Here is a 22218-nt window from a genome sequence, read left to right on the forward strand (position 1 = left end):
TCAGCCCAGGGCCTGCGCGGCGATCGCGATGTAAGCGCGGATCTCGGTCTTGATCGCCTGCTCGGGCGACGAATCGCCGCCTAGCGCCGGCAGCGGGGCGAACCCATAGCATTCCTTCGTATCGAGATCGCCGAGGCGTTTGCGCAGCTTGGCGAACAAGGGTTCCATCAGCACTTCCTTGCGGAAGTCGCGATTGCACAGGCCGGCGTCGAACAGGATCTGGGCGACATCGCTCAGTTGGGCGATCTTGCCGGTGTGCACATTGAGCCACACGAACCGCCCCCCTTGCCACAGGCAAAGGTTCGCGAACGCGGTGCGCAGCACTTCGACCGCGTCCTCCTCGATGCCCGGCCACTCTTCGGGATCGAGCAGCGGCTGGTCGGGGGGCGTGGTCCAGATCAGGCCATTGCCATAGGCGCCGAAACCGAAATTGCGCCATTCGTCGGCGACTTCGCTGGGCACCTTGGCCAGGTAGTCGCCGTGACGGGATTCATCGAAAGCGACTCGCTCTCCGCTGGGCGGGAAGGTGGCATGGAACTTGGGGAAGTCGGTCTTGGACATGAGAGTCACCCGTCGATTACGGTCAGTTCGACCTTGGCTAGTTTGGAATCGTCCGCGGCGTTGGCATCGACACCGGCGTCCTTACAGACCTTGATGGCTTCGGCGTCGATCTGGCTCTTGAGTGTCTCCGCGCGCTTGCCGCGGTCCCACTGTGCGCCGATCGATGAGTTTTCGCGCAGGCCGCCGAGTCCCGCGGTGGTTCCGTCGCCGCCCGCGCCCTGGTCTAGCGCGTGCAGGATCGCCTTGCCGTAGGCGCCGTTGATGTAGGTCACGCCATTGAAAGGCAAGGATTTGTGTATGAACGGATATGACTTGTCGCCTGGCCGGGGCTTGAACAGCTTGGTCGCGAAGGTATCGGCATCTGCGAGCGGTTTGCCCGGGTTGTTGCTCATCCACAGCTTGATCACGGCTTGGCGCTCGCCTTCGATCGCGGCCCGGCGATCGGAGCTTGCCTGCGCGGTTTCGGCGCGTCCGCCGGCGCCCTTGCCTCCGGCACCGCCATGGAACCTGAGGTAGTTGCCGCGATAGTCCTTCAACGCGAGGTTGCGGATCGCGGCTTGCTGGATGCCGACCTGGCGACGGAATTCGACCCGGGTGAACGCCAGCTTCTTACCGCTGGCGGCCTTTTCCCTCGCGACGAAAGCATCCCGTAGCTTGACTTCGCCGAGTTCGACGGCAACCACGACCTTCTGCGGCTTGCCGATCTCCTCTGCGCTGGCGGAGGCGGTGAAGTGCAAAGTCTCGGTCTTGGCGTCCTTGGAGTCTACGATCATGTTCAAGGTCAGCAGCTTGTAGCGCTTCTTGATCGAGCCGAGCTTGGACGCGATCTTCTTCTCGCTGAAGCCCTTGGCCTGCACCAGCTTTTCGGCGTCGGCGATGGCTGCCTTTTTGTCTCGGGTCTTCTCCTGTTCGGTGCGCTTGTCCTCCTTGTTCTTCCCGGTCAACTTCCCGAACAGCTTCTTGATGTAGGCGACCGCCTTCTTGATGGCCTTGTCGATGGCTTGGTCGACCTTGGTCTGGACCTTGGTGATGAAGCCCTTGATCTTGGCGCTGATGCCGCCCAGGCCGATTAGCGCGGCGAGGAAGCCGATCAGGATCGGCACAGCGTTGCCCAGGGCCTGTTCGACCTTGCTGATCGCGCCGCCGATCGAGCCGGTGGCGATGGCGTGGATCGAGTTGATCACCGACTCGACGAACTCCATGATCTGCGCGGCGCGCTCGACCACGAACATCACCACGTTGACGATCATCATGATCGCCTGGATGATCGCGCCGGCCGGGTTGAACATCGACACGACCTTGGCCACCGCCTTCTTGACGATGGTGGTGACGATCCAGTCCTGGATCGCGCCGATCACCATGTCCTTGAGGTTGGACAGGTCGCCCTTGATCTGCTCCCACAGCGCGGCCGGGCCGCCGCCGATCAGGGTCTGCAGATAGCTCACCAGCTTCTCGATCACCGCCACCGCGGTTGGGCCGAGCAGCTTGACCGCCTTGGCGCGCATGCGCTCGTAGGTGATGCCCAACACGCCGAGCACCATCTTCAGGATCGACACCACCGTCAGGTCGCTCGGTATCTCGATGCCGGTACCGGCCAGTGCACCGAACAGCCACTTGATGAAGCCGCGCTTGAGGTGGCCGAGGATGTTGCCGGCGAAGGCCGAGAAGCCGCCCTTGACCGCGGCGATCAGGTTGGACAGGAAGCCGCCGGGGTTGTCGAGGATCAGGTCGATGGTGTCCGCGCCCTTGCGCAGGATGGCCATGAGCTTGTCCTTGAACTCCATCAGCGCCTTGGCGACTTCGGCGATCTTCTCCTTGGCCTGGGTGACCAGGCCCTTGTTGGAATCCTGGATCGCCTTGAGCGCTTCGTCGGCCTTGTCGAAGGCTTCCTTGTACTTCTGCGCCAGGCCTTCGGCGAGCGCCTGCTTCTTGTCCTCGATGCCGGACTTGAGTTCGTTGAATTTTTCGGCGTATTCGGCGGTGAGCTGGGCGCCGCGGGCGCGCACGCCGGGCGACAGCGCCGCTTGCGCGGTGGCGATCTTGGCCTGGGCCTGGGCGACGTCGTTCTTGGCCGCGGCCAATTCGCGTTCGACCAGGTTGGCGACCTTGACCGCCAGCGCGTCCATCGCCGCGGTGAACAGATTGCGCCCGGCCTCGTAGAAGCGGTTGACCTCCGGCGGCAGGTCGAGGATCTGGTCCTTGATCCACAGCAGCGAGCCGCCCGGCATCAACAGATAGCGTTTGAGTTTGTAGTCGAACAGCGCGTCTTCGACATAACTCTTCATGCGCGCCAGGGCGGCATCGGTGCCCTGGTCGAAGATCGTGTTGACCGAGGTCTCCAGGTTCTCCAGGCGCTTGTCGACCGCGGCCTTGGCGGTGTTGAAGGTGGCGACGACGAAGTTGCTGAACTTGCTCAGTTCCAGCTCTTCGCGCGCCTTCTGCTGTTCCTGCTTCGACAGCACCTTGGTCTTGCTGCCGCCCTTGACCGAGAGCAGGCTGCTGACGCCCTTGCCGGCGACCGCCTTGGCTTGGCCGGCGGCCTTGGCCAGGGTCGCGCCTTCCTTGCCGCGGTACTTGCCGGGGCCGGCATCGGAATCCTTCTGCACCGCTTTCTCGGCGGTCATCACCGCCGAGAAGCGCGGGTCGCTGGCGTTCTTCAGGCGGGTGTCGGTCTGCTTGGTCGCCTTTTTGGCATCGGCGACTTCGGTCTTGCTTTCTTCCAGCGAAATCTCGGCGGCGGGTTTTGGCGCCGGCATCGCCGCGGCGGCGTCGATCTGCGGCGGCGGCACGCCAGGTTCGGGCGGAATCGGCGTGACCGGCTTGGCCGGGACGCCGGCTTCCGACGGCGGCGCGTTCGAGGTCTGCTGCAGGTCGCCGGTGGCGGCTTGTTTCTGGTTGCCGACTTCGCCCTTGAGCGAGCCCTTGATCTCGTTGCCCGAGCCGCCCTTCATGAACTTCTCGGTGTCGCCGAGCGTCTTGGGCATGACCTTGGCGATTTCGGCGCGCAGGATCGACAGGAAACTGGCGGTCTCCGGTTTCGGCGTCTCGGCCTCTTCGAGTTGGTCGACCTGCTTGGCGCGCGCGCCGGCGGCTTTCTCGTTCGCCGGGCCCTTGGCGGCCTTGCCGGATTCGTCGGACTTGCGCGACGGCGGCGGATGTTGCTTGAGCTTGCGGCTGTCGGCGTTGAGTTTGTCGACCACGCGCTTGTAGCGCGGGTCGTTGCGCGGGTTGGCCCGTTTGGCGACGCGCGCGACGGCCATCGTCAGTGTCCGGGGCCGCCGCGTGGCGGATCGAGCGAACGCATCGGGCAGTTCGCACCGATCTTGCGGTATTCGCGGGTCAGCGCCGCTTGCAGATGCACCGCGGCGATGGCGTTGCCGCTCTGCAGAGCGAGCAGGCGCGCGTGCATGACTACGTTGCGCCATTGGCCGCCGCTGAGGGCGCAGCGGCTGGCGGCGTCCTGCAGCCAGCCTTCGTCGCAGCCGTCGCCGGCCAGGTGCAGGCGCAGGATCTCGTAGCGTCGCCAGGCATCGGGGGCGCGGAAGTTCACCACCACGTCCATGCGCCGGGCGAAGGCGCGGTCGATGCGGTCGGCGGCGTTGCTGGTGACCACCAGGATGCCTTCGAAGGACTCGATGCGTTGCAGCAGGAAATTGGTTTCGAGGTTGGCGTAGCGGTCGTGCGAGGAGCCGACCTCGGTGCGGTTGGCCATCAGCGCATCGCCTTCGTCGAGCAGCAGCACCACGTCGAGTTCTTCGGCTGCGCTCAAGGCATGGTCGAGGTTCTTCTCGGTTTCGCCGAGGTATTTGTTGACCGTCGCCGACAGGTCGATGCGATAGACGTCCTTGCCGAGCTCGGCCGCCAGCAGGCGCGCGGCCAGGGTCTTGCCGGTGCCGCTGGAGCCGGCGAACAGGGCCCGCACGCCGACCCCGTGCATCGCGACCTCGGCCGAACCGCTCGCCAGCGGTTCGCGCCAGCGGCAGCGCGTCGCCAGCGCGTCGATCTCTTCGCGGGTGGCGTCGTCGACGATCAGGTCGTCGAGCGAGCCGGCTGCCTGCAGGCGCGTGGCCAGGGTTTCCAGGCGTGCGGTCTGCAGGCTGCGGCAGGCGCGGCGCAGGTCGTCGTGTTGCGGGCGCTCGCGTTGGGCGAGGCGTGCGAACGCGTTTGCCGCCGCCGCGACCTGGCGCACGTGGCCGCTGGACAAACGCATGCGCCCGGACAGGTCGGCCAGGGTCTCGGCCGATTGCTCGGGCAGGCACGCCGACCAATGGCGTTGCCGTTGCGCGGGGCCGGGCAGCGGCAGTTCGATGTCGAGCATCGGCCGGCGGTCTTCGCAGGCCCAGGCGCCGTGACGGCCGGTAACCACGAACAAGGGCGTGTCGACCAGCGGCAGCGGCGCCAGGCGCCGGGTCTCGCCGGGCGAGGAATCGGCTTCGACCACGGGCAGCGCGTCGAGCATCGCCGCCAGGGTGCCGAACAGACGCCAGCGCGTTTCGTCTTCGAACACCGCCTCGCTGGCGATCAGCAGGTCCTTGCCGAGGGTGTGGGCGAGTGCGCCGGCGAGGGTCTTGCGGCCGTTGTGGATCGGGCCGCGGATCAACAGCGCCGGTGCGCTCGCGCCGGTGCGCAGGGCGTCGAGGATGGCCTGGCCATCGAGTCCGGCGAGAGGGAAGACGTAATCGCTCAGCTGCGGCAGTTGCGCGTGGGCGATATGGCGCAGCCAGCGGGTCGAACTCAATTCGCCGCGCAGGCCGTCCCACACCGCCAGGGTCACGCTCGGGGTCCAGTCCGGGCGCGGCGCTTCCGGATTGGACAACTGCACCAGGCCGTGTTCGATCAGGCTTTGCAGCGACTTGCGTACCTGGTCGATGCGGTCGTCGCCGTCGCCGCGATCGCGCCACCAGGCCATCAACAGGCCGAAGCTCGGCCGGTTGTCGCGCCGCTGTGCCTGCTCGAACACCAAGCCGAAACGCGGGTCCTCTTCGATCAGGCCGATTGCCAGCAGCAGCTCGACGTCGAGCGGGTTCAAGCCGGCGCGGCGCAGGGCCGACAAGGGCAAGCGCTGCGCTTGCGCTTCGGCGCGGCCTTCCCATTCGGCCAATGCGGCTCGCCAGCGTGCCGACAAGGATGCGCCGGCGGCGACTTCGCGCTCGATCTCTTCGAGGTAGTCGGCAAGGAAGGGATAGGCCTGCACGGCGTCGTCGATGTCGCCGTCGGTGCAGGCCTCGGCGATGCTCGCGATCACTCCGTACAGCGCCAGCTTGAGGTGTGCGGGCGCGGTGAACGGCGTTTCGGCGAAGGCGATGGCGCTCGGAGCGAGGAAGGCGTTCATGCGCGGCCCTCAGACGAAGCGGAAACGGACGCTGCGGCCCGCGGCCGGAATCCAGCCGGGGTCGCGGTCGAGCCCGGCCAGGCGCAGACACAGGGGCAGCGCGTCCAAAGACAGACGCACCTCGACGTCGACCAGATTGCAATGCAGTTGCGCTCGGTGGCGACAGACCAGAGTGGGAATATCGCCGTCGTCGACGGCGAGGGCGCGCGCCAGGCGCGCTTCCAGGTAGGTGAGCAGGTAATGCAGCCAGCGGCGGTTGCGTTGGCGCGGCGAGGGCGCCGGCGCCTGCGGCATGCGAACGAGCCTGGTCTCGCGCAAGGCAGTGCGTTGCGTGCACCAGTCGGCGGCCTGCACGGCCGGAGTCGATGCGGCCCGCGGCAGATCGGCGAGCACGAAGCCCTGTGGATGCCACAGCCGCAAGCGTCGCGTACCGGCGTGGTAGGCGACCGTTTCGGCCGCATCCCAGGGCTGCAGCCAAGCCTCGTCGATGGCCCAGGCGAGCGGTGCGACAAAGTCGTATGCGGGCGCTTGCTGCGGTTTGCGGCCGGCCAGATCGGCCAACAGCCGCCACAGTGGGTCGCGGCGAAATTCCGCGCCGAACCAGGCTTCGCCGATCAGCGCCAGCCAGTTCCATGGCGACAGGGCCAGGCCGCGCGCACGCGGCATGCTGAAATCGCCGTACAACTCCAGCGCCAAGGCCGCGTTGAGCAGGTACAGCAGGCCGCCGTAGTCGCTGTCGATCTGCACGCCGCCGGCGTTGAAGGCGGTCTGCGGCGTGGTCTCGGGTGGCGCCGGTTCGACATCGGTGGCGGCCTCGACTCGAACAGGCTCCGTGGCGGTCGCAGGTTCGAGCGCAGCACTCGCCGCCGACTTACTGGCCATCACGCAGGCCGGTCGGTCGGTACCGGCCCCGGATTGCGCTGCAATCGGCGCTGGCGACGGCTTGCGTTTGCCGCGCTTGGCTGCCGGTTCACTGTTCGGTTGTGCCGATGAATCGAACATAGGCGGTGTCGGTGCTTCCGATACGATGCGCGCGGCGTCCGCGGCCGCGGATTGGATGGCGTGCACGGGCGATGCGATCGTTTCGCCCGTAGCCGTCGGCGCGACGAGCGGGGTCGTGTTGCCGGGTTGCCAATTCGACGCGGGTGCTGAGGCCGGCGGCGGCAACAACGACTTTGTCGGCGCTACCGCTGTGCACGATTGCGTCCACCTCGTTACCGCATCGGCGAAGGACGCGCTGCGCAGCCAGCCCGGTTCGCGCACTACCGCCAGGGCGAATGCGAGCAGGCGCAGCGTCGTCGGCCGCAATGCTTCGTTGCGCAGTTCGGGTAGTGCCGCGAGCAGGCGGGTGTCGTCGCGACGCGATGGCGACGTGCGTCTGCTTGCGTCTGGCTCGGAACGAACGCCGGAACCGGCTCCATGCGGACGATGCGGCGCCTCGTACGAACCCGAAGCGACGCTCGTTTGGATTGTTGCCGTCTTCGCCGTCTCGGGCGCGGCAGCGAAGGCCAGGGCGAGCGGCGCGTCGTAATCCCGTGCCAGCGCCGTCAATGCGCGCCTCGCATCGCCGTCGTGCAAGCGCGACAGCCAGGCCGCGGCGTCGCCGTTCGGCGCCAGCAGATTCAGCGTGGCCGCCACGTGTTGGCCGCGGCCGAGCACCTGCTCGCGCAGCCACTCGTCGACCGCGGCCCGGCCCAGCACGGTGCGCCACCACCAACGCTGCGAGACGTGACCGCGCAGCCAATCGCGTATCAGGCAGGCGGCCAGTTCGCCTTCGTCGAACCAGACCGCGTCGGCGCTCGCTGCGCCGTCGTCGCGCCAGGGGCGTTTCGCGTAGCGTTGCTGCTCGCGCAGGGCTTGCGCCACGCGCGGGCCGAAGGCCGCCATGGAGTGAGACATGGTCTGCAGCTTGCGTACCAGCAACAGTGCGTTCGGCGGCAGTTCGCTCAGGCTCCAGTCGACCGCAGCCAAGGCCCGCTCCAGGCCCTGCCGGGCCCGCAGCGTGTCGCGCTCCGCGCTGCGCAGCCTGACGCTGCGCAGTTGGTTCGGATCGCATCGCGAGTCCAGTCGGAGCATGCGGGCCTCGGCGGAGGGCGGCGTTTACTTGCGCCGCAACAGCAGCCACAACACCAGCAGCAAGAGCAGGATCAGCCACCACCAGCGCTTCCACCACGGCTCGTGCGAAGGCGGTTCGGTGCCGGTACCCAAGCTCGACAGCGGACCGTCGCGCAGCACCTGGTCGGCGAACACGATGCTGACCTTGGGGTCGTCGCCCGGGGCGAGCCCGCCCACCTTGATCGTGTACTCGCCGGTGAGGCCGTTGTCGGTCGGCGCGCCGGCGATCGTGCCGGCGTCGATCTTGACGTTGAAGCCGCCTTCATGGCCGGGGCCGACGTAGTTGCCGAACTTGTCGCGCGGCGTGATCACGATCACCGCATCGGCGCTGCGCGGCTCGCGCTGCACCCGCACCGCCGAGTCCTTCGCGGTCGGGATCACCGGCACCTGGCGTTCGGCGAGGTCGCGGCGGCGGATCGTGCCGGTGCGCGGGTCGTTCCAGTCGTACTCGATGCGGATGCGGTAGCGGCCGCCGACGTTGGTGGCGTCGAACTTGCCTTCGTAGCGGCCGTTGCCGACATGCTTGAGTTCGATCGCTTCGCCGACCGGCTTGGGTTCGATCTTGTCCAGCAGGCCGGCGGTACGGATCAGCTGGTCGAGTTTCATCGACAGCGGCGAGGTGTCGTTGCGGATCTCGCCGTCGATCGGCTGGGCGCCGGCGTCGTGCAACAAGGTGCCGAGGTTGGCGCCGGGGCGTTCGATGATGGCGCGGATCGCGCCGGCCGGCAGGTCGGCGAGCGGGCCGTGCTCCCAGCCGACTTCGGCGACGACGCCGATCGGGCTGGCGGTGCCGAGGCGCGGGGTTTCGGTGACGCGCGCGCCCAGGCGGCTTTCCACGCCGTAGGCCGACAACTGGTACTTCAGGCCGGCGGTGCCGAATTGCCGCACTGTCACCTTCCAGTCGCCGGCCGGGCCGGCCTGGGGAATGTTGACGGTGGCGACGCGGAAGTTCGGCCCGGCGGCATTCTGGATGGCGGTGGTCATGGTGCCGTCGGGGCGGCGGATCTCCAGCCCCGCTTCACGGGCGCTGCCCTCCCAGCTCAGCACGAAGGTGACGCGGGTCAGCGAGGGGTCGACGATGAAGTTGAACGGCGTCGACGCCGGCGTGCCGGCGGCCAGATCGCCGAGCGTGCGATCCAACAGCGACACCGTGCCGCCCTTGAGGTGAGTCACCAGGTTGTCGACGAAGCTGTTGTCCATCGCCACGCCGTTGTTCGGGAACGCCGAACGGCCGGCGGTTTCGCCGGAGATTTCGTCGAGCAGTTCGGCGCTCGCGGCCATGCCGCCTTCGCCGAGGCCGATAGTGAAGATCGGGCCGCGCGGCAGCACGTCGCGAGCCAGGATGCCGCCGTTCAAGGTCAGCAGCGCGCTGCTCGGCATCGCCGCGGCGACCGCGCATTTGTCCAGATAGGTCGTGCCCGGCGGCTTGCCGGGATAGGGCTTCTCGACCGGCGCCAACACCTCGCCCTGGCGCGAGATGCACGGCGGGTTGTTCTGCTCGCCGTCGGTGAACAGCACGACCGCGGTATCGCCGACCAGTTGTTCGACCGGAACCAGACGGGCGCGCCCCATCGTGGTGCCGGCACCGATCGAGGTGCCGCCGATGTAGGTGTCGTCGGCCAGGCCGGCCGCGACGGGCACGGCCCACGGCGCGGCGATCGCGCCGCGCTGCTTGAAGAAATTGAGGCCGTCGAGCGGCGATTCGACCGCGGTGCCGCCGAACAAGACCATGCCGAGCCTGTCGTCGGGGTGACCCTCGGAGGAAATCGTCGCCGGCGGCGGCGGCGCGCCGACCGCATCCCAGACCGACGCGAACAATTGCACCGAGGACTTCATTCGATCCCAACGTTTGTCCGGCGAACCGGGAATCACCCAGTCCATGCTCGGCGACTTGTCGATCACCAGCACGATATTGAGTGGCAGGCGTCCCAGGTAATCGGCACCGGCGCCGGAGATCGAAGGCCGGCTGGTCGGTACGCGCACATAGGCGATGTCGCAGGACGCATCCGAAGGCGCCATGAAGCTGGTGATGCGATAGCCCCTGCCGGCGCCGAAGGTGAAACCTGTCAGTTCCAAGGTGATCGACAAGCCAGCCGGGGTGATGGTCGGCGCGCAGAAATTACCCGGGAACACGCTCTTGTAGCTGATGTCGAGACGGGCGCGCTGAGTGCCGCTGATGCGGGTCACCGTGGCGATGTCGCCGGTCGGGCTGACCCCGACCGCCTTGCAGGCCACGCCGGCGCAACCGGCATCGGCGACCGCGATGCTGGTGCCGTCGACGGAGATCGTCGATCCGCCGCCGATCGAAGCGGCATCGAACTCGATCGCCGACATGGCGGTCTGCATGGTCGGCGGGCTGGGCCCGCGCGAAGGCACCTGCAAGGTCAGGGTCTGGGCCCACGCGGCGGACGAGCCTATCGCCAACAGTCCGCCGAGCAACCAAGACCCGGCGCGGGGAAAACGCATATGACGTGTCATGCGTGTCATGGAACTCTCCTGGTTCAGGCGCCCACTACGTTGAAGGTGCCGGTGTATGCGATGTCGCTGAAGCCGGGGACCGAGACGATCACGGTCGCCGCAACCACGGGGCCTTGCGGGATGTCGGGGAAGTTGGGCACGGTGGCGACGATGGTGGTGGCGTTGGCGCTGACGATCGCCGCGGTGGTGCCGCGTATGCGCACCTGCGCCGCCGCGGTGAAATTGGTGCCGGTGATGGTGATGTTGTTGCCTTCGAGCTGCGCCGCCGGGGCGACGTTGCTGATCGTCGGCTGCGCCGGCACCGGTGCGGTGACGGTGATCTGAGTCGTCGCCGGCGTGCCGTTCGGCGTGACGATGCGGATGGTGACGCCGGGCAGGGGCGGTGCGCCGCCGGTTGCGGGCGCGCCGGGAATGCCGGCCGGCACCACCAAGAGCAGGCGTCGGGTCGGGTCGACCGGGTCGGGGTTGACCGAGGCCGCCGGCACGTTGTTGAAGGTCACCGTGTTCTGCGCCGCGGTGGCGCTGAAGTTGGTGCCGACGATGGCCAGCGGCGTGTTCACCGCGAAGCTGGTCGAGGCCACGCCGCTGACGGTTTCGGTGCGCGAGATGGTCGGCGGCTGATTGCCCGGGTTCGGTGCGCTGCCGGCGGCGCGCGACACCACCAGGTTGATCGGCGTCCCGGGCGCGACGCGCATCTGCGCCGGCGGGCTCTGGTTGAGCACCACCAGGTTGGCGTTGGCCGCGGCGAGCGGATCGACCGCCGCGCCGGCGACATCGAGGGTGAAGCCGAGGGTGAGCTGGCGCCCGGGTTGCAGCAGGATCGCGCGGGCCTCGCTGAGCAGCGAGCCGAACAGGTTCGGCACCGTCTGCGTGCCGCCGCCGGGGCCGCCCTGCAATTGGGCGAGCGCATCCAGGATCGCGTTGATCAGGTCCGATGACATCACATCGCCGGGCTGTACCTGTGAGGGAAGTGCCATGGAAGTTCTCCTGAGTGCTGGCTATGGGGCGCCGCAGCAACCGGCCAGGTTGCTGTAGTCCAGGCGCGCCATGTCGAACCGCGCGACCGCGATGTCGGGGAGTTGTCCGCTTGCGAAGACCAGCATCGGTTGCACCGGCTCGCCTTCGCGCGAGGCTTTGACGTTCTGCCAGGGGCGATACACCCAGACGAATTCCTTCTGGTTCACGTCGGTCGGCGTGGAGGCCAGCGCTTGCGCCTGCAGGGCGCCGAGCTGGCGCGCGTCGATGAAGGGCGTGCTCTGCCCGGAACCCGGCGCGGGCCGGCGCACGATGCCGGTGAAGAAAGTGGTGTCGGAAAAACCGCGCAGCGACAGACTGTGCAGCGGCACGATCCCGAACGGCGGCAGGTAGCGGAAATACTGGGTCGCGATCAAGGCCGAGGGCGCCGCCGATGCGGCGAGCAGATCGGCCAGGTGCTGCTGGAACTGCGCGCACATCGCATGGGTTTCGACCAGGCGGCGGACGCGCGCCTGGAACGCGAACGAGGACAGTTCGGCCGGGTCGAGCGGGTTGCGCTGGAAGGCATAGCCCGACAAGGCATCGGGTTCGAGCAGGCGCCGCCGCACCGCCCAGGTGTCGACGAAGTTCAAGCCGGCGCTGGTCCAGTAGACCAGGGCGATCGGCACGTCGCAGTCGCTGAGCGCGCTGTCGCGCAGTTCGTCGACCAGACCGTAGTTCGGCGGGTCGCTCTGCCAAGGATCGAGCGCGTTGGCGTCGCGTGCCTCGATGCCGAAGCAGCGATACGCCAGGCGATTGCGGAACTGCGACGAGGACGGGTCGAGGTCGGCGAAGCGCAATGGATTCAGCGCAAGCAACCGAAACTGCACGCCGTCGACGGTGGTGTCGGTGTTGCAGCGCACGTTGCTCGGGTCCAAACCGTTAGTGGGGGCGCGACCTTCGCTGGTCTGCGCCGGCGCGATGGTCAGCACGTAGACGCCGGCGCCGGCGACGTAGACACCGTCGGCGAGCGGATTGCAGTTGGCGAACACGCAGTCGCAGGCCGCGGCCTCGCCGGCATCGAAACGCCGGGTCAGGGCGACGCTGGTGTCGGCGGTCAGGCACAGAGTCTGGCCGGCGCGATTGACCGCCAGCCCGGCGCGCACCCGCAACACCGGTGCGCTGGGCTGGTCGAGGTCGGCATCGCGTGCGGCTTCCAGGCCGAAGGCGACGCCGTCGCCGAGCGCCAGCCCGAGCCGGGCGTCGGCCTCGCGACGTGCGACTTGCTCGCGGGTCAGGTCCTTGCTGGTGAGCAGGCGCCCGTTGAAGAAGTTGACGGTGCGGATGCCGCCTTCTTTGACGGGTTGTTGCAGCTGCAGGACGTTGTCGAGAGTGCTCATGGCGGCCTCATGCGGTCCCGATCGAATGCCATTGCCCGGCGCCGTCGGCGACCAGGGTGACGGCCTTTTTCTTCTTGACCGAGAACTCGGGCAGGCCGTCGATGCCGTCGCCGACCAGGGTGTCGGCGAACACGGTCAAGGCGCCGACGTCGAGGTTCTTGATCACGTAAGTGCGCCCCGCGGTCATCGGCACCGAGGCCGGCAAGGTCAGGGCGAGCTTGGCGGCGCTGCGGCCGATCACCAGGTACTGGCTGTCGTCGAGCGCCAGGTCCTGGTCGGAGAATTGGATCGGCACCTGCATCGGCGAGATCGCCATCGGCGCGTCGAACTCCAGCGGCATCGGCCCGCCGAACGCCGCCCCGGCGGCGTCGCCGGTGCCGGCGCAATCGCAGCCGCACAGCGCCCATTCCTGCAGCAGGCGCAGATGGGCGAGGAAGGGCCGCGCGCTTTCGTCGATGCGCAGGCTGGCCGGGCTGCCGTCGACTTGCCAGGCGCCGCTCGGCGAACCGCCGACCCAGACCACCTCGAAACTGATCCGCGCCAGCAGCACGCAATCGCCGTCCGGGTATTGCGGGCGATGGCAGCGCATGGCCATCCACATCGGCCGCAGTTCGGTGACCCAGAAGCGGAAGGCGGTGCGCAGAAACTCGCATTGTTGCTCGCGCGCAAGGCTGAGCCGCGGCGAGCCGAGATCGAACAGATAATCGCCGAGGGTTGCGAACGAGGCCGGCGGCGACAGCGGCGGCGACATCGATTGCGCGTCGAGCCAGGGCTGCACGGCACCGCGCATCGCCTCGAGCCAAGCGTCGGGATCGCCGATCTGCGGCGGACTGCTGTCGAGCACGCTGACGTTGCGGCGGAGCCAGCGCACGAAATCGCGCAAGGCGTCTTCTTCGACCTGGGCCGGCGCGTGCTGGCGCAGTTCCAGGCGGAAGTCGTCGGCGACGCGCGAAGGCTTCATCAATTCGTCTTCGGACCGGCACGGCTCGCCGGGGATCGGCACCGGCCGGGTCTTGCAGTCGGCATAGCACAGGGTCAGGTACAGCGAGATCTCGCCCGCGCCGACCGCGGGCGGGGACAGCGGCGGCGAGAGCGGTGGCGACAACGGCGGCGAGCCGGGGTCGAGCATCCGGTTCACCAGCGCGGCGTTATCGGGCTTGGCCAGCCAGCGGTTGAGCACCGCGCACTGATCGGCCGGCACGCACACCAGCTTGCCGCTGGGTACCAGTGCCGAACCGGCGGCGACGTGCAGGCGCGGTCCGTCGCTGCCGTCGTTCTCGAATTGGATGCGCAGTCCGCTCAGCGTGCCGTAGCCGACGGCGTCGCGCGCCAGCCATTGGTCGCGTCCGGCCAGATAGGCGAACTCCTGGGTGAAGTCGTCCACGCCGAGCACCATGCCGCGCTCGTAATTGACATGCTGCGTGGGATCTGCGGGCAGGCCCGTCAGCGTGGTCACCGGTTCGTTGCAGCAGCCCATGATTCGCTCCTTGAGACTTGGCGGCTCAGCATTCGAGCGACAGCCGGTCGCGCCCTTGATGGCGCGGCGCACCGCCGACGAAGCTGGCTCCGAGGTAGGCGCGGCCCACCACGGCATCGGGGATCAGCTCGCTTGCGCGGCTGCCGGCACCCAACTGTGTGTCGAGCCCGAGCCGCGCCTCGCCGACGCGGTTGAAGGCCCAGTAGAAGCGCACGTCGAACACGGTGTGCGCGGGTTTTTCCAGTTCGACGATGCGCCGCGCGAGTGCGAGGCGTTCGTCGAGGAGGTAGGGGTCGGCGATTACGCTCGCCACCGGCAGCAACACCGAGAAGCGGTGCGCAGTGCGATGCATCGCCAGCAACTGGCGCTCGAACTGCAGCCAGTCGGTCTGCGCAGCCAGGCTCGCCGGCAGGCGATCGGGTAATGGCACCTGTTCGAACTCGGGCCAGGCGGCGAGGTGCGCACTGCGCAGGCGCTCGATGCGGCGATAGCGCCGGGCCAGGAAGTCGTGCCACAGCTTGCGTTCGCGCGCACCGTCGCTGCGCGCGCAGAACTCCTGCCAATCCTGGCTGGCGGCTTCGCGCGCGGACGGCGTACCCGGCAGCAGGATCTGCGAGACCTGCGCGTAGGCGCCGGCGTGCGCGAGGTTCAAGGCTGGCAGGCTGCCGTAGCGCGACATCAGGAAGCCCTGCCAACGACTGCGCTCGGCGGCGCCGACGCTGGGCACGAAACCCAGGTGCGCCGAGCAAAACGCGTTCCATTCCTGCGCGGCATCGGGATGCGCGGCGGTGTTCGGCGGCGGCGCCAGCGAGAACGGCGTCATCTGCTGCAAGGCCGATGCCGTGCTTTGCAGCCAGGCGGCATAACGATCGACCAGGCCGGCATTGCCTTCGGCCGGCGTCCACAAGCTCTGCATCACCACGTTGCGCAGGCCGTCGTCGGACGCGGCGCTGCCGAGCGCGGCATCGGCGATCAGGGTTTCGACCAGGCGCGTTTGATAGGACTCGACGATGCGGATGCGGCCGGCGCCTTCGTCGTCGGGGTCGGGGCCGTCGAACATGGCGGCATCGAAGCCCGGCTCGAAGGCCAGGGTCAGGGCGACGCGCAGGCCGTGCACAGTGCCGCGCCAACGGAAGAAATCCATGGCGTGGCGGACCAGCAGGCGGTGGCGGCGTTCGTCCCAGGACGGGTCCAGGGCCAGGTCGAACCAGCCGGCGAGCCAGGCCAGCGCGTCCTGCGGCACCGTGCGCGCATCGAATAGGGACTGCACGTTGGCGACGCGGTCCTCGATCTGGGTCAGGGTGCTTTCGCAGTTGGCGAGCCAGCGTTCGAGGAAATCGCCGTTGGCGCTGTCTTCGCGGTACAACGCCGGCAGGAAACGCTGCGGATAGGAGAAGCGCGGCGACCACACGCGCAGGGCGCGCAGGCGCGGCGTGGCGGTGCCGTTGCGGCCGACCAGGGTCACGCGCAGTTGCAGATAGCGGCCGTGGGCTTGCTGCAGCAGCAACTCCCAGGTGCCGGCACCGGCTTCGCGGCGGGTCGCGCGTGCGGCTTCGCGACGCAGCCAGGGCAGCTCCGGGCCGCTCGTGCGCAAGCGCGGCACCGGTTCGAGCAGCCAACTGCCGATGACTTGCGCATCCGCCGCCGGTTGCGACTCGCCGTCGAACCAACCGCTGAGTTCGTCGCCGGCGCGACTTTCGATGGTGATCGCGGTGTCGGGCGGAATCGCCGCGTCGAGCAACAGCTTGTCCCAGACCGTGCCGAGCTCGTTGCTGTCGAACACCGGGGTCACGAACACCGCTTGCGCGGCATAGCGTTGCCGGTGCTGCTGCACCACCGGGGTCCAGCGCGGCAGGCCCGGGCCGCAGTCGTAATGGGCCTTGCCCGCAACCGAGACCAGGGCGCGGCCGCCGTAGCGGCGCAGTGGATACAGCTCGGCCGGCGCGCGCAGGGCGAACTGCCCGTCGTTGTCGATCACTTCGAAAGCGTGGACCTGGTTGCCGACTTCGCTGGCGATGAACAAGCGCGGCGGCGCCAGTTCGGCCACCGAGGCCGGGGTATGGCCAAGGCCGCTGGCGTAGACCATGTCGTGGGCGAGCGCGGGCAGGGCATCGAGCCATTGCGAGGCATCGACCGACCAGGCCGAACCCTCGCGGCGCAAGCGCACCACGCGCGAGCGTTGCAGGGGCGCGTCGCGGTCGAGCAGCAAGACCGTGCCCGCACCGATGGATTCGATCGCGATCGGATCGAGCACGGGCAGACTCAGCGCCGCCAGGTCCAGGCCGGCGGGGAATTGCACCGCCGCTTGCTCGCGCAGCGGCCCGGAATGCGGTTGGAAGTCGTCGACGACCGCTGCGCTCAACGGCAGCGCGGTCTGCCCGCTGTTGACCACGGCCAGGGTGCAGTCGAGTTCCCACAAGCGCCGATGCACGCGATCCAGCACCCAGGCGCCGCCGCCATGGCGCGGGCACAGGTCGAAGGGTTCGAACGGTACCGCCGCCGGCCAGCTGGTTTCCAGCGGCGGACCGCCGGAGATCAGGTCGAAACTCATCAGGCCGCGCAGATCGCCGCGCGCGAACGCCGCGACGAGGTAGTCGTCTTCGGTAACGACCACCGCGAGGTAGCGATCGGCGGCGTGCGCCTGCGCGGCCTGATGAGTCTCGAAGGCGAGGCGCCGCTCGCGGCGGGTCTGCGCGCAGTCGGCCGGGTCGGCCGGCCAGAACGGCGCTTCGCTGCCGCCTTCGGTCGAGGCGACCCGCAGGGAGGCGGCATCGTCGGCCACGCGATAGACATTGCCGTGACGATCGGCGGCGGCCGGGCGGCGCGCGTCCAGGCTCAGCGGCGTTTCGCCGAGCGTCGCCGGCAGTTCGATCGCTTGCGGCTGCAGGGTGATCTCGCTGCGCGACGGGTCCCATCCGGGCAGGGTCGCTGGAGGGATCGGCATCGGGCTGGCGAAGACTTCCCACCAGAACGCCAGTGGCTGCGTCGCTGCGGACTCGGCGAACGTGGCCTCGGCAAAGTCGGCAGTCGTGCAACGCGCCCAGTCGTCGCGTCCGTACAGCATCTGGAAGCGGGCGCCGTTGACGTTCATCAGCAGGTCTCCGGCACGACCGGCACCGGCAACAGCGGCGTGGTCGAGCCCGTCGAACCGCTGCCGCCGGCGCTGCCGCCACCGCGCAGGGCATCCAGCGACATGGCTTCGCCGGCGACGACCGAAATACCGAGGATGCGCGGCAGTTCCAGCCCGCTCATCTCGACCACGTCGCTGGCGCTGAGTTCGCCTTCGGCGAGCAGCACGTCGGCGACCGAGGTCACGCCGGCCACGCGCGCGACTTCGGCCAGCAAGACGCGGCTGGCGACGGCGGTGCGCAAGGGCCAGCCGCGTGCCGGGTCGGCGCCGCGCGGCGTGAACAAAGCGCCGTTGCGCGGCATCGCGCCGGCCGGGCCGATCGGCGCCAGCACTTCGCGCAGACGGCGCTTGACGTCGTCGACGACCTGGGCGATCGCATAACCGGCCGCGGCTTCGATGCCCACCGAGATCCAGATGCCCTTGTACTCGGCGCCGCGCACGACCAGTTCGGTGGTAACCAAGCGACGCGGATCGAGATGGCGGCACAGCGCGTTGAGGAACAGACGGTCGGCGCGCGGCGCATCGGGTTGGGTCGGGTCGGAGCGTGGGATCGCCATCAAGGTGACCACGCCGGGCGCCGAGCCCGGTTCGTTCGGCGATAGGTCGGGATGGAAGGCCGGCAACACCTCGATGCGGCCGATCTGCACGCCGGGCGCACGATAGGCGACCGACTCGAAGTCGTCGATGCTGACCATGCGGTCGCGATGTTGCAGATGCCGGCGCACCTGCTTCTCGCCGGTGTCGGCCGATTCGGCATCGGCGCCGCCCCAGGTCTGTACCGGGTTGAGCACGGCGAAGCCGGACGGCAGCTGCGGGGCGTTGTCGATCTTGCCTTCGGCGACGTTGCCCTGTGCACCGAGACAGAATTCGTAGGCGGCGAATACGCGTGCACCGAGCGGCAGGCGGCGCCCGCGCAGGCCATCGCCGAAGCGCAGTTCGCCGGCTTCCGGATCGAGCTCGAACACCTCGGTCGGGCCGGTTTCGACGCAGGCCAGGTCGCGCGCGCTCGAACGCGGATCGGAGACCGGCACTTCCGGCGCGGCCGCGGCCAGGTCGTCGATTTCGCTCCAACGACGCGGCGCCGCCGCACCGACCCGGGTCGACACGCTGACCGAATGGCGCAGCACCGGCCTGCGCGACAACCGCCGCACTTGATCGGGCCGGCCGTCGCCGTCGGCGAGCGGTTCGGCGGCGATACGCTGGATCTGCCGCACCGGCGTGGCGTTGATGCCGGCCCAGCGCATCCGTGCTTGCGCCGCACCGTCGGCGCGCACGCGCAGCCAGGTGATCACGCGTCCGGCCAGAGCCGCGTCGTCGAGGGTCGGCGGCATGTCGCCGACGCCGCCTTCGAGCGGGTCGATGTCCTGCCAGACTTTCAGTTGCGCGGCCGGCGGCAGCGCCAGTTGCACCACGCCGGGCACCGACAACAGATCGACTTCGGTGCGCGGTTCGAGTTGGCGATAGCTCGGTGCGGGACGGTCGCTGGCGTCGCGCGGTACGCGGCCGTCGGCCGGCACGCTCGGCAATTCGAAGCGCAGCAGCTGCCGGCTTTGCGCGTTGCCGGCCGGCAGCAGTTGCGCGCTCACCGCATCCAGCGCCGGCACCAGGCCGAGGGTCAGGGTGCGGCCGCCGAGCGCATCGCGCACCGACTTCCACGGGTCCTCGGGATCGCCGGGCGCATCGGTCTTGCGCGCCAGCAGGGCGATCCACAACGAGCGGTCGACGGTGTCGGCATTGAGGTCGACGCTGTCGACGACCTTGCGATCCAGCGCCAGGGTCTTGTACAGCTGCACCTCGGACGGGAACGGCAGTTGATAGGACGCGTACAGCAGCCGGTAGTAATCCAGCAGTTCCTGCGAGGGATCGTCGAGGCGGCGCTTGAAGTAGACGCGCGCCTCGACCGGCAACACGTCCAGCCCGAGCTGGGTGCGGAACGGTACCGAGCCGGCGCGTACTTCCAGGTCGGCCGGCAAGGTTTCGACCTTGGGCAGGCCGCGCTCGTTGGCGATCGCCACCAGGCCTTGCGCGGCGCTCGCGCTGGCCAGGGGAATGCGCAGTATCTGCAGGAACTTGAGGCGGTTGCGCTCCGGGGTCAGGTTGGCGCGGTAGAGCAGGTTCTCTGTGAGGAAGGAGAACAACTGCACCAGGGTCACGCCCGGGTCGCTCTGGTTGAAGTTGGTCCACTCCGGCGTGTGCACGCTCGCCCGCGCCAGCGTGTCTTCCACCAGTTGGGCGAAGCGGCGATCGTCGATGGGCGGGGGCGTCAGCGGCATGGATGCGGGCCTCAGGTCACGGCCAGCGGAATGGCGAGGCTGATGCGTTCGCGCGAGGCGGTCGCCACCAGCCGGTAAGTGATCGTGGCCACCGCGGTCTCGGCTTCGGTGGCGTGCGCGGCCACCTCGACCGCTTCGACTTCGATGCGCCGCTCCCAGCGGGTCAGCGCGCGTTGCACCGCATCGCGCATGCGCGCATGGGTGGCCGGGTTGTTGGGCTCGAACAGGAAGCGCGCCAGGCCGGCGCCGAACTCGGGCACGCCGACGCGCTCGCCGGGCTCGGTCTTGAGGATCACCGCGATCGATTCGCGGATGTTGTCCTCGCCCGACGACCAGACGAAACGCCCGTCGGCGCCGACCCGCGGCGGGAACGACAGGCTCCGACCGAAGATGCTCATGAGGAGTCCTTTTTGCCCTTGAGCCCGGGCACCGGGAAACAGATCACGAAGTAGGGCAGCCAGCGGAAGATCAGGTCGAACAGGATGACGATGATGATCAGCAGGATCAGCGCGCAGATGGTGATGATCGGAATCGACAGCGAGCAGATCATGCCGATGTTGATGCCGCCGCTCTGGCACGGCGCGCCGTCGCCGGCGGGCAGGTCCTTGTGGAAGGGCCACGGCAGCACCGACAGCACCAGGTCGACCAGGCCCATGCCCTTGGCGCGTTGCACCTGGCCGCAGAGCATGTCCGAGAGCACGAAGGCGGTGTTCTTCTGATACTTGCGCAGGCCGGCGGGGCTGGTGTCGGCCGGCAGCGAGATGCGGATCGGCCGCGCCGGCGCATCGGAATCGAAGAAGCTCGCCAGGCGGAAGCGTTCGGTCGGCGCCGACAACAGCGGCGGATGCAGCGGGCCGCAGTCGCGGCGGCCGTGGACGAAGCGCAGCACGAACCAGCCGCCGTCGCCGAGGTTGGCACCGAGGTTGTTGCCGAGCGCGTTCTTGACCTGCAACGCGAACGGCACCGGCGGCGCGTCGGTTTCGGTGGTGGCTTCGAGTGCGCGCGCGTATAGCGCGGTGAACCGGTCGACCTTGCGCGCCACGTCCTGGCCCGGCACGTTGCCGGCGACCGGGTCGGGATCGATCGAGGCATCGTCGCCGAGGCTGTCGAGCGCGCTGTACGGCCCGTTCGCGGCCAGGCTTTGCTCGACCCCGGCCAGGCAGAAACTGAAGCGCGGCCAGTCCGGCAGGCTGCGGGTGTCGGGCGTGGCGGCGAAGGTCGCGGTGCTCGCTTCGAGCTTTTCGCGCACGCCGGGCGCGCGAATGGCCTTGAGTGCGGCGCGCATCGAGGCGGCGACCGGGTATTGCGCGGTCGGTTGCAGTGCGGCGATCAAGGGCGCGCTCATGACCACTGTACCGAGCCAGTCGTACAACGCGCGGCGGTTGCTCGACAGCGCGGCATAGCCGGCGCCGTTGTTGTCGATCGCGTTCCAGACATCGGGCAGATAGGTCTGCAGATGGTCGGCGCAATCCAGCAGCACCAGCCACGACGCGCTTTGCTGCTGCAGATTGAAATTGAACGCACGGGTGACGCGATCGCCGGGCGGTTCGGCTTCGTCGCCGATGGTCGGCGTCGAGGCCGGCGCGGCGGCGAGCTTGAAGGCCGAGCGGATCATGGTCTTCCACGGCTCGCTGACGTCGATCTGGAACTGCGAGGTGCGCGCGAGCTTGGAGTTCGCCGGGGCCGGAACGCTCGGCGACAGTTGTTCGCGCTGGGCGGCCGCGTACGCCGGCGAAGGCGCGGTATCGACCCGGCAGCCGAGGTACTCCTCGCGCCGGCCGACCGGGACGCTGCCGGCCCACAGCGCACGTCGATGCTGGCCGTCGTCGAGAAAACTCAAGGCGAACGCCGGCAGGCGGTCCTCGCCGGGCACGAAGTCGCTGTTGTCGTTGCAACGCTGCCAACGCGCGCCCTGCAGATCCTTCAGGTAGGCGAACTCGTGCAGCGTTCCGCTGGCGTCGCCGGGCACCGGCATCAGGCGCCGCAGCACCATGCCGACTTCTTCGCCGCCGCCGCGCACCAGCGCGTGCTCGGGCAGGCCCTGGATGCCGCAGACCAGGCTCGCGGTGGCCACGTAATGGCGCTGATGCGCGGGCTGATACAGCTTCAATGGCGGCGCATCCGCGTCGGCCGGGGCTACCCGCGGCTTCGGCAGCCTGGCTGCGGCACTGCGGCTGGAGGCCTGCACCAATTGCGGCATCGGCGCGCGTTCGACCAGGTCGGGCGGGTCGACCATCGGCTTGCGCCAGGTCTCGTAGCGCGCGACCAGTTTGTCGATGCGGGTCGGGTCGCGCGCGAGGGTGCCGAGCAACTGCTCCATGAAGTCGTCGCTGGCGAAGCGCAGGATCGCCGGGCGCGCCTGCTCCGGCGTGGCCGCGGCGCCGGCGGCGTCGCCGAAGCGCGACCACAGCGGTTGCGGCGCTTGCCAGCGCAAGGGATGGGCGTTCATGGCGCCCTCCGCGGGTATGGCGGGCGAGCTCGGCGCGTGGCGGTCATCG

12 protein-coding genes are annotated in these 22218 nt (G+C 68.8%); all 12 read right to left on the reverse strand.

Annotation, left to right across the window (positions count from 1 at the left end; genetic code table 11):
• The 12 genes from EX88_RS0112775 to EX88_RS0112860 are packed head-to-tail and all read right to left on the reverse strand — an operon-like array spanning nt 1 to nt 22169.
• Nucleotides 1–561 carry a T6SS immunity protein Tdi1 domain-containing protein gene (locus EX88_RS0112775; protein WP_031372383.1) on the reverse strand — a complete coding sequence of 187 codons (561 nt, stop codon included), beginning with the start codon at nt 559–561 and terminating at the stop codon, nt 1–3.
• 5 nt (nt 562–566) lie between these two features.
• On the reverse strand, nt 567–3821 hold the full coding sequence (locus EX88_RS26020; protein ID WP_051885066.1) for a phage tail protein: 3255 nt from the start codon (nt 3819–3821) through the stop codon (nt 567–569).
• A gap of 2 nt (nt 3822–3823) precedes the next feature.
• Nucleotides 3824–5893: an ATP-binding protein gene (locus EX88_RS24575; RefSeq protein ID WP_051885067.1), complete on the reverse strand. Its 2070-nt coding sequence runs from the start codon at nt 5891–5893 to the stop codon at nt 3824–3826.
• 9 nt (nt 5894–5902) lie between these two features.
• Complete coding sequence (locus EX88_RS0112820) at nt 5903–7969, reverse strand: hypothetical protein (RefSeq protein ID WP_031372389.1); 2067 nt, start codon at nt 7967–7969, stop codon at nt 5903–5905.
• A gap of 24 nt (nt 7970–7993) precedes the next feature.
• Nucleotides 7994–10474, reverse strand: a complete 2481-nt coding sequence (locus EX88_RS26025) for a vWA domain-containing protein (protein ID WP_152566256.1) — start codon at nt 10472–10474, stop codon at nt 7994–7996.
• Between the two features lie 35 nt (nt 10475–10509).
• Complete coding sequence (locus tag EX88_RS26030; protein ID WP_152566257.1) at nt 10510–11463, reverse strand: IPT/TIG domain-containing protein; 954 nt, start codon at nt 11461–11463, stop codon at nt 10510–10512.
• A 21-nt stretch (nt 11464–11484) separates the two neighbouring features.
• A complete protein-coding gene (locus EX88_RS0112835; protein WP_031372392.1) occupies nt 11485–12840 on the reverse strand; it encodes a hypothetical protein in 1356 nt (451 codons plus the stop codon).
• A gap of 7 nt (nt 12841–12847) precedes the next feature.
• Nucleotides 12848–14317 (reverse strand): hypothetical protein, encoded by a 1470-nt coding sequence (locus EX88_RS0112840; protein WP_031372393.1) that lies wholly within the window; start codon nt 14315–14317, stop codon nt 12848–12850.
• 25 nt (nt 14318–14342) lie between these two features.
• Complete coding sequence (locus EX88_RS0112845) at nt 14343–17408, reverse strand: phage tail protein (RefSeq protein ID WP_031372394.1); 3066 nt, start codon at nt 17406–17408, stop codon at nt 14343–14345.
• A complete protein-coding gene (locus EX88_RS0112850; protein ID WP_031372395.1) occupies nt 17408–19720 on the reverse strand; it encodes a baseplate J/gp47 family protein in 2313 nt (770 codons plus the stop codon). Before EX88_RS0112850 ends, EX88_RS0112845 begins: the two co-directional genes overlap by 1 nt.
• Before the next feature lie 11 nt (nt 19721–19731).
• Nucleotides 19732–20118 carry a GPW/gp25 family protein gene (locus EX88_RS0112855; protein ID WP_031372396.1) on the reverse strand — a complete coding sequence of 129 codons (387 nt, stop codon included), beginning with the start codon at nt 20116–20118 and terminating at the stop codon, nt 19732–19734.
• On the reverse strand, nt 20115–22169 hold the full coding sequence (locus EX88_RS0112860; RefSeq protein WP_031372397.1) for a hypothetical protein: 2055 nt from the start codon (nt 22167–22169) through the stop codon (nt 20115–20117). Before EX88_RS0112860 ends, EX88_RS0112855 begins: the two co-directional genes overlap by 4 nt.
• Nucleotides 22170–22218: the final 49 nt, after the last annotated feature.

Origin of the sequence: Lysobacter antibioticus (assembly GCF_000731095.1) — a bacterium.
Classification (GTDB): Bacteria; Pseudomonadota; Gammaproteobacteria; order Xanthomonadales; family Xanthomonadaceae; genus Lysobacter; species Lysobacter antibioticus_B.

Coding starts and splice junctions, on each gene's coding strand:
- EX88_RS24575 (WP_051885067.1), bottom strand. CDS start 5,893: ATGAACGCCTTCCTCGCTCCGAGCGCCATCGCCTTCGCCGAAACGCCG.
- EX88_RS0112845 (WP_031372394.1), bottom strand. CDS start 17,408: ATGAACGTCAACGGCGCCCGCTTCCAGATGCTGTACGGACGCGACGAC.
- EX88_RS0112840 (WP_031372393.1), bottom strand. CDS start 14,317: ATGGGCTGCTGCAACGAACCGGTGACCACGCTGACGGGCCTGCCCGCA.
- EX88_RS0112775 (WP_031372383.1), bottom strand. CDS start 561: ATGTCCAAGACCGACTTCCCCAAGTTCCATGCCACCTTCCCGCCCAGC.
- EX88_RS26030 (WP_152566257.1), bottom strand. CDS start 11,463: ATGGCACTTCCCTCACAGGTACAGCCCGGCGATGTGATGTCATCGGAC.
- EX88_RS26025 (WP_152566256.1), bottom strand. CDS start 10,474: ATGCGTTTTCCCCGCGCCGGGTCTTGGTTGCTCGGCGGACTGTTGGCG.
- EX88_RS26020 (WP_051885066.1), bottom strand. CDS start 3,821: ATGGCCGTCGCGCGCGTCGCCAAACGGGCCAACCCGCGCAACGACCCG.
- EX88_RS0112855 (WP_031372396.1), bottom strand. CDS start 20,118: ATGAGCATCTTCGGTCGGAGCCTGTCGTTCCCGCCGCGGGTCGGCGCC.
- EX88_RS0112850 (WP_031372395.1), bottom strand. CDS start 19,720: ATGCCGCTGACGCCCCCGCCCATCGACGATCGCCGCTTCGCCCAACTG.
- EX88_RS0112820 (WP_031372389.1), bottom strand. CDS start 7,969: ATGCTCCGACTGGACTCGCGATGCGATCCGAACCAACTGCGCAGCGTC.
- EX88_RS0112835 (WP_031372392.1), bottom strand. CDS start 12,840: ATGAGCACTCTCGACAACGTCCTGCAGCTGCAACAACCCGTCAAAGAA.
- EX88_RS0112860 (WP_031372397.1), bottom strand. CDS start 22,169: ATGAACGCCCATCCCTTGCGCTGGCAAGCGCCGCAACCGCTGTGGTCG.